The 8,849-nt window shown below is 49.4% G+C and carries 8 protein-coding genes and 1 tRNA gene; all 9 read left to right on the plus strand.

The genetic code is table 11. From position 1 onward, the window contains the following. The first annotated feature begins 55 nt into the window (after nt 1-55). A tRNA-Val gene (locus A1OO_RS10265) sits at nt 56-131 on the plus strand. A gap of 210 nt (nt 132-341) precedes the next feature. Continuing rightward, nucleotides 342-2,228 (plus strand): methyl-accepting chemotaxis protein, encoded by a 1,887-nt coding sequence (locus A1OO_RS10270; RefSeq protein WP_017002962.1) that lies wholly within the window; start codon nt 342-344, stop codon nt 2,226-2,228. 18 nt (nt 2,229-2,246) lie between these two features. Continuing rightward, complete coding sequence (locus tag A1OO_RS23920) at nt 2,247-2,342, plus strand: helix-turn-helix domain-containing protein (protein ID WP_347230839.1); 96 nt, start codon at nt 2,247-2,249, stop codon at nt 2,340-2,342. Between the two features lie 543 nt (nt 2,343-2,885). Continuing rightward, nucleotides 2,886-3,941, plus strand: coding sequence for a TRAP transporter substrate-binding protein (locus A1OO_RS10275; RefSeq protein WP_431354954.1), 1,056 nt, complete (start codon nt 2,886-2,888; stop codon nt 3,939-3,941). Nucleotides 3,942-3,999: 58 nt separating this feature from the next. Then, the gene (locus A1OO_RS10280; RefSeq protein WP_017002964.1) at nt 4,000-4,527 is read left to right on the plus strand and encodes a TRAP transporter small permease subunit; all 528 of its coding nucleotides are present in this window, start codon (nt 4,000-4,002) and stop codon (nt 4,525-4,527) included. Then, nucleotides 4,524-5,807, plus strand: a complete 1,284-nt coding sequence (locus tag A1OO_RS10285) for a TRAP transporter large permease (RefSeq protein WP_017002965.1) — start codon at nt 4,524-4,526, stop codon at nt 5,805-5,807. The genes A1OO_RS10280 and A1OO_RS10285 overlap by 4 nt, the downstream gene beginning before the upstream one ends. Nucleotides 5,808-6,025: 218 nt before the next feature. Further along, nucleotides 6,026-7,393, plus strand: coding sequence for a cache domain-containing protein (locus A1OO_RS10290; protein WP_017002966.1), 1,368 nt, complete (start codon nt 6,026-6,028; stop codon nt 7,391-7,393). A 53-nt stretch (nt 7,394-7,446) separates the two neighbouring features. Further along, nucleotides 7,447-8,109 carry a response regulator transcription factor gene (locus A1OO_RS10295; RefSeq protein ID WP_017002967.1) on the plus strand — a complete coding sequence of 221 codons (663 nt, stop codon included), beginning with the start codon at nt 7,447-7,449 and terminating at the stop codon, nt 8,107-8,109. A gap of 87 nt (nt 8,110-8,196) precedes the next feature. After that, nucleotides 8,197-8,793 carry a transposase gene (locus A1OO_RS10300; protein ID WP_241819090.1) on the plus strand — a complete coding sequence of 199 codons (597 nt, stop codon included), beginning with the start codon at nt 8,197-8,199 and terminating at the stop codon, nt 8,791-8,793. Nucleotides 8,794-8,849 lie beyond the last annotated feature (56 nt).

The raw sequence follows: 8,849 nt of genomic DNA on the forward strand, positions 1-8,849 counted from the left end.
CCACCAAATTCCAATAATCGCACTCTCTTTTAGAGAATCCCAATTGCGATTATTCGGGCGATTAGCTCAGTTGGGAGAGCACCTCCCTTACAAGGAGGGGGTCACTGGTTCGAGCCCGGTATCGCCCACCACTTTCGTAAGAAGCAAAAAAGCCTGCTCATTGAGCAGGCTTTTTTGCATTCTTCCTCCCGGAATCAAGCCCTTCAAATTCAATTTCCTCCCGCTTTACAATTCAAAATCACGATGCAGTTGTCGTGCCGTAGCGATAAATCTCAAGGCCTGTTCTATGCTCATTAATGTGAGCGCATATGAGACGAACAACCCAAATGAGAGACGATTAAATGATCATTCCTCGTTCCATCAAGCACAAAATTTCACTGGCCATTGCCACAATCATCATTGTTGTTGCTGCCGTTCAGTTCCAGCGGCAAGATCAACAATTGACATCCTACACTCAGGATTCAGTCAATCGATACGTCGACTCTGTCGGTATTGCCAGCGCCAAGGGCATTCAAAACTGGATTCAACCTCGCCTAGACATCATTCGAAGTGCCAAAGAAACGGACTTAAAAGTTAAAGATGGGCCTCTTTTTCCATACCTGAATCAAGCCCTTCTTTCCGGTGGCTTTCAGTCTGTCTATATCGGAACGGGCTCTGGTGAGATGATTCGTTTCAATGGCAAGCCGTCGAGTGAAGGCTACGACCCAAGGAAACGCCCTTGGTATATCGAAGCCAATTCAAGCCCTTCCCCAGTGATCACCGCCCCGTACAAAGATTCTGTAACCGGTGAACTGGTCGTGACTATTGCCCAGCAGTACTCTCGACGTTCCGGTGAAAACGCCGTTATTGCTGGCGACATAAAGATCAAACAGCTCATTGAATACATCAACAGTATTAGTAGCCAAAATACACAGGCATTACTCCTAGACAACAAAGCAACCTTACTTGCCAGTGCTGACCCTTCAATGTCGCTCAAGCCAGCAAGTGAACTGTCGTCTCAACTGACTTCTGAAGCCCTACCCGTTCTTGCTGCAAATCCAATTGTCAGCGAGCTAACACTGGGCAACATTCCCTATCTATTCAACATTACCGCTATTGAAGGTACGCCTTGGTATCTCGCAGTCGCTATCAACAAGGACCACGCTTTCCATACCGTGGTCGCCAATCGAACAGATTCATTCATTTTTTCGCTCATTCAAGTGTTATTGGTAACAGGAATAACCATTTTTCTTGTCAGTAAATTGCTTCAACCATTGTCCCAAATCATGCGTGCTATGAAGAAACTGGCCAATGGCGATCTCACTGCGCGTGTTGACGTAAACACTAAGGATGAAATCAGCGTTATCGCCAAAGGCATCAATGACGTTGCTCAGAACTTACAGGACATCGTTGGCGGCATTTCTGAAGCGACGTCTAAAATTTCTTCAGAAGTTAAAGAAGTAAAAACAAAAACAATGGAAAACCATGATGTTCTGTCCCACCACAGCGAAGTGACTCAGCTTGTTGTTTCTCGGGTTGAGAAAATGAGTACAACAGTCCATACCGTGGCAGAAAGCGCCTCTGACGCTTTGAGCTGCACCCAAAAAACGCAACAACAAACCGCCGACTCCAAACAACAAGTCAGCCAATCCGTTACGGGGATTAATGCACTACTGAGTGAAATCACACTGATGGAAAGTGACATTCAAGCCATGAGTGAAAACTCAGAGAAAATTGCCTCTGTTTTAACCGTCATCGGCGAGATTGCCGACCAAACTAACTTACTCGCATTAAACGCAGCCATTGAAGCTGCTCGTGCAGGTGAGCAAGGGCGAGGCTTTGCTGTGGTTGCAGATGAAGTTCGCGCACTTGCAAGTCGCACCCAACAAAGCACCTCTGAAATTAATGAAATGCTTCAAAAGTTGAATGAAGGGACGGTGAACGCCGTTCGCGCTATCGATAACACTAAGAAGAGTTGCTTACAAAATGTTGAGCAAACCAAAACGGTTGATGCCAATCTCGATATCATGAGCGCGTCAGTAGAAGAAATTAACCTGTTGAACAGTAACATCACCGACGTAACACGCACTCAAAGCCAAGCATCAGAAGAAATTAGTGAGAACATTCGAACCATTCGAGAAATGGTCGAGAAACTCAATGTAAGTGGTGAAGCCACTCTCAGCAATGTGAAGCAACTTTCTTCTTCTAACCAGCAACTCACTTCGGCTATTGCTAAGTTCAATATCTAGCGTGTGCTGCACCAGAAAGTGAAAAGCTTTAGAGAGAAAGGTCTCAGCCTGAGAGAAATGGCAGAAGCGACCGGCTACAGCCGATCGCAGGTTTGTAGGATTTTAGCTAGCTGAGTTTTTGACAGAAACGGCTTAGAGATAGCGATCTAAACCGATGAGTACGGATTCTGGATTTGAGCAAAGAAAGGCTCAGATGTGTCTACTGAGTCGGTGGCTATTCAGATATCAATTGGCAAACAGTCGCACAGCGCGCAGAGTTAACTGAAAGTCAGTTACTATCAAGGCTAAATCTATGGTTACCAAAAGCGGCAGCAACTGGCCAAATTATGTTAGACGCTAAGGTATAAGCTGTAAATTCCAGTTCACATAATTTGCCAAAATCTTGAGATTTTTGCGCTTCAGAAACTACGTAATTCTTACTGGGTGAAAACGAGGCTTCGAAAGAAACAATCAATCACTTACTGTGTAAAAATCAAAACCATTACGTAGAAATACGGAGACATTTCGCCACCAGCGTCCCCGCTCTTGCGCTGCTACGTGCGAAGTAACACGGCTATTTTGTTAACAAGATGTTTCGCATTCTTGGGGTCGAACACAACGATCAAAAGGATGTGAATCATGGTCACTGTTACCTCAACTGCGAAAAAAGTGCTGCTCATGCTCGGCACGGTCACACTGCTCACCACGGCGAGTTTTTCTTCTTATGCTGCCGATAAGGTTTACCGCTTAAAGCTTGCAGAAACATGGGGACCCAACTTCCCCATTTTCGGTGATGCCACCAAGAACATGGCGGCAATGGCAGAGAAAATGTCGAACGGCCGCCTTCAAATTCGTATCGACTCATCAAACAAGCACAAAGCACCGTTTGGTGTGTTTGATATGGTAAAAGCGGGTCAGTACGACATGGGGCATTCCGCCTCTTACTACTGGAAAGGCAAAGTCCCGAACACCTTGTATTTCACCACGATGCCGTTCGGCATGGTCGCCTCTGAACAGTACGCATGGTTCTACCACGGCGGCGGCATGGCACTGATGGAAGAGGTCTACTCCCCACACAATTTGCTGTCATTCCCTGGTGGTAACACTGGCGTGCAAATGGGCGGTTGGTTTCAAAAAGAGATCAACGGCGTTGACGATCTGAACGGCCTGAAAATGCGCATTCCCGGCTTTGCGGGCGAAGTGCTCGCCAAGCTAGGCGCAAGCCCAACCAACATTGCGCCGGGCGAGCTTTACACCGCATTAGAGCGCCGCACGATTGACGCCCTTGAGTGGGTTGGCCCTGGCCTTGATTTGCGCATGGGTTTCCACAAAGTTGCGCCGCTTTACTACACAGGTTGGCATGAACCAGCAACGGAATTGCAGTTCCTGTTCAACAAACGTAGCTGGGACAGACTGCCAGAAGATCTACAAGAAATCCTGCGTGTTGCCATGCGTACCGCCTCTTACGACATGTATATCCAAAACGCCCATGCCAGTGCAGAAGCGTGGGAAACCATGTTGAATGAGTACCCAGATATCCAAGTGAAGCAGTTCCCAGAATCTGTGCTTACTGCCATGAAAACCGCCAACGATGCCTTGCTCGCTGAACACGCAGCAAACGACGCACAAGCCAAGAAAATTCTCGATTCACAAGCGGAATACCTCAATAAAGCCCGCCGCTGGACCACGATTTCAGACAAGGCATACCTCAACAGTCAGCAGACCGCTGAGTAGCCTTTTGCGCCGAGCAATTGTTCGGCGCCTTTTTCGTTTTGCTTGAACAGGATGTCTTATGCAAAGCCTGATAGTTCTGGAACGGCTCATAAACCGCATCGCCGACGCGCTCGGTTGGATAGCCAGTTCCTTATTTCTTTTATTGATGCTCAATGTGTTTTACAACGTGGTGATGCGTTACGCCTTCGACAGCGTGTCCATCGCACTGCAAGAAATGGAATGGCATTTATTTTCTGCCGTCTTTTTATTGGGCGTGCCTTACGCCGTGAAAGCAGGCGGACACGTGCGCATTGATGTCTTGTATGAACGCTGGAGTGAAAAAACGCAGGCACTGGTCGACCTGCTCGGTTGTGTCCTTTTCCTGATGCCGTTTGCGATTCTCATTGTTTATTTCGGTATCGACTTCGCCAATGAGTCCTTGCAGCTTGGCGAAAGCAGCGGGGACCCCGGTGGATTGCCGCATCGCTGGATCATCAAAGCCATGATCCCGTTTTCCTTCTTCTTTATCGCCGTCACCGGGTTGGGGTTAATCCTTAACGCCCTCTCGCGTCTTCTTCGCCCAGCCGTATCAGGGAGTCTCCAATGATTGGCATTATCATGTTTGTTGTCGCCCTGTTTGCCTTGCTGATCGGCTTCCCTGTTGCCTTTACCTTCGGTGGCATTGCGTTGCTGTTCGGTGTATGGGCAGAAGGTCTCGATATCTTCGCGTTCATGCCATTTCGGATCATGAGCATCATGCAAAACACCGTGCTCATGGCGGTGCCGCTGTTTGTATTTATGGGCCTCGTGCTACAAAAAACACGCCTTGCCGAGCAATTGCTTGAAGCCATGGCGCGCTTGTTTGGTGGCGTGCGCGGTGGGCTCGCCATTTCGACCGTGTTGGTCGGTAGCCTGCTCGCGGCATCAACCGGCGTGGTGGGTGCATCTGTCGTGGCAATGGGCTTAATTTCATTGCCTGTTATGCTCAAGTACCAATACGACAAAGGCCTCGCCTGCGGCACCATATGTGCGTCCGGCACCTTGGGGCAGATCATTCCTCCGTCTATCGTGCTCATCCTGCTTGGCGATGTGCTCGGCATTCCCGTCGGCGATTTGTTCCAAGCAGCCGTTTGGCCAGGCTTAATGCTGGTTGGGGCGTACATTCTCTACATCCTCTATTTCGCCTTTCGCCACCCTGAAGCCGCGCAAGCCATGGAGCCCATTGAAGGCCAATCACGCAAAGAAGAAATCATCGAAGCCTTGAAAGCGGTCATTCCGCCGCTGGCACTGATCATCGTGGTGCTTGGCTCAATTTTCGCGGGCATTGCGACGCCGACAGAGTCTGCTGCTTTGGGTGGTATTGGCGCGATTCTTCTGTCGCTGATCTATCGCCAGTTCTCTTGGAAGCTGCTGTATGACAGCGCCTTTGAAACCGTCAAAGTCACCGCCATGGTGTTCGGTATTTTGCTGGGTGCGACCGCCTTTTCCATGGCGTTCACCTACACGGGCGGCGACTATTTGGTTGAAGAATGGATGCTGGCGCTGCCGGGTGAAAAATGGGGATTTTTGATCATCACCATGCTCGTGATTTTGCTGTTGGGCTTCTTTATCGACTTCGTTGAAATCTGTTTCATCATTGTGCCGATCCTTGCCCCTGTGGCGGAGATGATGGGCATCAACATGACGTGGTTTGCGATTTTGATTGCGATGAACTTACAGTCTTCCTTCTTAACGCCGCCGTTCGGGTTCAGCTTGTTCTACCTCAAAGGCTGTGCCCCTGATGGGATAACAACCCGGGACATTTACCGCGGTGTCATGCCCTTTATCTTTATCCAAGTGGCGGTGCTTGCCAGCATTTTGCTCTTGCCAGAACTGTATGGATTTTGATGTTGGAGACGAGCTAAACCCTTCGCGAGTATCGCCTATGGCTTGACGAATATTGGTAATTCTTGCAACAGTTTGTGGCGGCTTTATACAAGGCAGAGGCTTCGATGTGTAGCAGGCCTACATGAGAAGCCGATAACGCAGTAGAAAGTCGCCACAAACGCTACAAAAAGGGTTCTACACTGAGGGGAGTCATGGTGGTCACGCAGGGAGAGCAGTGGATGACACTCAAACTTAAAATCATTTTACTGACGGTGATCCCGCTGATTGTCATCAGTTACATGATTGGCTGGATCACCATTCAGCAAGCGGAGTCATTGGGAGTGAAAGAGGTTTCCACCTTTCGCGCCAGCATGCTCTCCTCCCGTGAGCAATCGATCAAAGATTACGTGAACCTCGCGACACAAAGCATCAAGCACATTTACGATAACGCCGATGCGAATGACGCGGAGGCTAAACTCCAGGTGCTAGAGATCTTGCGCGAGATGCGTTACAGCGATGACGGCTACTTCTTTGTTTACGATGAAAACGGCTACAACCTTGTTCACCCCATCATGCCGGAGCTTGAAGGCCAAAATCTGATAGGCCTTCAAGATTCAAACGGGGATTTTCTAATCCAAAATCTGATTGCCTCCGCCAAAGCAGGTGGCGGTTTTCATGAGTACCTTTGGCACAAACCGTCTACCGATGAAATCGTGCCCAAGCTCAGCTATTCCGTGTGGTTGTCGAAATGGAAATGGATGGTCGGTTCCGGCTTGTACATTGAAGACATTGGTCATCAAATTGAAGAGGTGAAAACCTCGGTACAAACCAGCATCAACACGACATATCTCGCCATCATTGTGGTGCTCATTACTTCCGTGGTGATCATGATCGTAATAGCGTTGGCGGTGAACCTGCACGAACACCGCATTGCCGATATGAGGCTAAGGGAACTCGCCTACCGCACTGTCATGATGCAAGAAGACGAGAAAAAGCACCTCTCACGAGAACTGCACGATGGCATTAATCAGCTATTGGTGTCCGCCAAATGCCATTTAGAATTACTCGCCAAAAGCGTGCTCTATCGAAACGAGGAAAGCGAACTGACCCATCTTCAAAAGAGTGAACGCTCGTTAGTCATGGCCATCAGTGAAGTACGCAGAATGTCTCGTACCCTTCGCCCGACCACGCTCGATGACATCGGTTTGACCGCCGCGTTAGAAAGCCTTGCCGCTGACTTCGCGTCTGCCACCAACATTCAAGTCGAACCTCACCTCGCCCCCATTGATGCCACCCTGCCCCCGGATGTGGTCACCACCTTGTATCGCGTGGTGCAAGAATCCTTGGTGAACGTTGAAAAACACAGCGGTAGCTCTCTCGTTGAGCTTGAAGTCACCCAGCTTGGTGAGCGCCTTCAACTCATTATTCGAGACAACGGCATCGGCTTTAAAGTGTCAGACGCACTAAAAGGGCGCGGCATTGGTTTACGCAACATGCGAGAGCGCATTGAGTTCATTGGGGGTGATCTGGAAATCAGTTCTAGCACCGCAAACGGCACCGAAATCATGGTGTTGTTAGACTTATCAGCAATCACCAAAGAGGTGTAATCAGAAACGTTACAGGATCTGGGCGTTCAATGACTTACAGGAGTAGACAGGCCATGAGCCAAGGCACGGACGACATTCGCGTATTACTGGTTGACGATCACCGCGTCGTCATCGAAGGCTTTATCGCAAGGCTGGAAAGCGAACCGGGCATTGCTGTCGTCGGCACTGCCAGCAATGGCGTTGAAGCCCTGGAACAAGCCAAAGTGCTTGACCCTGACGTTGTGCTCATGGACATCACTATGCCGATCCTCAACGGCTTAGAAGCCACTGCCTTGTTCAAGCAAGAACACCCCAACACCAAAATCCTCATGCTCACCATGCACGATAACCGCGAATACATTTTGGAAGTGATGCAGTGCGGTGCGTCCGGCTACATTCTGAAAGATGTCTCGGCAGAAGAGATGGTCAAAGCCATTGAAACCGTGCATTCTGGCGCAAGCTACTTCTGCCAATCCGCCAGCAAAGCGCTATTCAACGCACCAGATAAAAACCCTGTAAAAACCACCACAAAATCTGTTCTCAGCCGCCGAGAAATCACCGTACTTTTGCTCGTCACCCAAGGAAAAAGCAGTAAACAGATCGCCCAAGAACTCGACATCAGCGTCAGAACCGTCGAAACCCACCGCCAAAACATCAAACATAAACTCGACATTACCTCGACAGCCGAAATGATCACCTATGCTGTGCAAGCAGGGCTGATTGGCGCAGCTAAATAATAGATTAAAGCGCAATACCCAATAGCAACAACGTGTCCGGTGGCATTCTGATTGCTTTTGGTATTGTTATTGTTGAACGAAGCCGCTATGCGGCAGAATAACACCACACCGTCTACGTTTCTCCCAACCCTGCCAATCCGGCAGCGGACAGGAGAGAAACACCATGAACCGTCAACAACAGCAGCGCTTCGATGCGCTTTTTATCAACAGCACCTCAATAACTTGACCCTTCAAGGCAAACGACCCGTCACCATTATGCCTGAGACGTGGGTGGTCGATTGTCGGGCGGTCGGTCGTGGTTTATCTGCGCTCAAATATCTCTCTCGGTATCTGTATCGTGGGGTATTACCTGACAAGGACATCATCGATATCAGCGACCATCAGGTGACGTTCCGGTACACCGACAGTCAGACCAAACAATCGGCAACGCGTTCTTTACCCACCCACCGCTTTTTGATGTTGATACTGCAGCATGTGTTACCCAAAGGGCTGCAACGCGTAAGTGACTATGGTTTGTTGCATGGCAGTGCGAAGCGAAAACGACACCATATTCAGCTTATGTTGCTTCAAATGGCACACCTGACGTTGCCACTTGAGCCCCCCGCCAAACAGCCCGTGACGCGATGTTGTCCAACGTGCGGGGAACGCCTCATGGTCTTAGTGGGCGTCACTCGACCGAGGTAGCCGAAAGGCGAACAGAATAAGGAGAATGGCCGTCACTGGCTCAGAGGAGGACGAAC

The sequence above is a fragment of the Enterovibrio norvegicus FF-33 genome, assembly GCF_000286835.2.
In the GTDB taxonomy this organism is placed as follows: domain Bacteria; phylum Pseudomonadota; class Gammaproteobacteria; order Enterobacterales; family Vibrionaceae; genus Enterovibrio; species Enterovibrio norvegicus_A.